The 1,193-nt window shown below is 58.7% G+C and carries 2 protein-coding genes; one reads left to right on the top strand and one right to left on the bottom strand.

What is annotated here, in order from left to right; genetic code table 11:
- Position 1: 1 nt before the first annotated feature.
- Complete coding sequence (locus VN622_15825) at positions 2-190, top strand: DUF2905 domain-containing protein (GenBank protein ID HWR37329.1); 189 nt, start codon at positions 2-4, stop codon at positions 188-190.
- Positions 191-359: 169 nt separating this feature from the next.
- On the opposite strand, the gene VN622_15820 is transcribed toward VN622_15825, so the two are convergent.
- Positions 360-776: a DUF1801 domain-containing protein gene (locus tag VN622_15820; GenBank protein HWR37328.1), complete on the bottom strand. Its 417-nt coding sequence runs from the start codon at positions 774-776 to the stop codon at positions 360-362.
- Between the last annotated feature and the right edge of the window lie 417 nt (positions 777-1,193).

Genomic DNA, 1,193 nt, shown 5'->3' with positions numbered 1-1,193 from the left:
GATTATCTTCGGAGCTGTGCTATTGCTGGTCGGCGTGCTCCTGCTCGTTGCCGGACGCCTCAATCTGCCCATTGGACGGTTGCCCGGCGATATCACCTATCGCGGCAAGAACACGGTAGTTTACTTTCCACTCATGACGTCCATCGTCATCAGCGTCCTGCTGTGGCTGGTCAGCCACTTCCGCCGATAATCGCGGTCGGTCTCGAAGACCTGGGAGGTTCGGAGGCTACCTGCTTCTGAGAACGCTCAGATAGGGAGTGATAAATGGCATTCTCGAACGCGAAGACGCCATCATTACGGCGTGAACCTGGGGCACCAGGCGAAAGGCCGTTCGTACGTCATACCCCTGAGAACCGGGCTTACTTCTTCTTGGCCGCCCGTTGAGCGCGCGCTGCGGAGTTGGCCGCCACCGCGGCGCGGATGAGTTGCTTGAAGGCAGCTTCGTTGATCTTCTCCCCTTCGCGGAGGTCGATCGCACGCCGCGTGTTCCCTTCCAGGCTGGAATTGAAGAGCTTCTTCGGGTCTTTGATGGAGGCTCCGCGAAAGAAGGTGAGCTTCACGACCTGCTTGTACGATTCCCCTGTGCAGACGCCGCCGTCATGGGACCATACGGGGGTTCCCATCCATTTCCACTCCTCCTGGATGTCGGGGTCGGCTTCGTGGATGAGCTGACGGACATGAGCGAGGGTCTCTCCTCTCCAATCCCCCAGCTCTTGAATCCGCTTGGTGATGTTCGCTGCAGCGGTCTCGCCATTCGAACGACTTGTCGGCTTCATGTTCTCTCCGATCCTTCGTTTCGCCAGCCTGCCGGGTGTCCCAGGTTCGCGCCCGTAGTTGGCGCTAACCTGGGATATCTCCACTCTTTCGGGGAGACTTTACCAGCTTCGACGGACTTGGAGTAGTTTCCGACAGTACGCGTTTGGCGAGAATGAAGCTATCGAGGTTGAGCGGACAGCACCTGATCGAGAGGACAAAACAGTGGACCCGGTCGGGATCAAGAGTATCCTCATCCCAGGTTAACGCCGAACTGCACGGCGTCAACCTGGGGCACCGGGCGACATCGGACGAGTGCTGATTATCTTCGGAGCTGTGCTATTGCTGGTCGGCGTGCTCCTGCTCGTTGCCGGACGCCTCAATCTGCCCATTGGACGGTTGCCCGGCGATATCACCTATCGCGGCAAGAACACGGTAGT

This window comes from Clostridia bacterium, from assembly GCA_035561135.1.
Classification (GTDB): domain Bacteria; phylum Acidobacteriota; class Terriglobia; order Terriglobales; family Acidobacteriaceae; genus DATMYA01.
Note: the sequence above shows the minus strand (reverse complement) of the source record. Positions and strands in the feature narration are given on the sequence as shown.

What these genes read in the sequence shown, in the direction of transcription:
- VN622_15820 (HWR37328.1), bottom strand. Translation starts at nt 776, where the DNA reads ATGAAGCCGACAAGTCGTTCGAATGGCGAGACCGCTGCAGCGAACATC.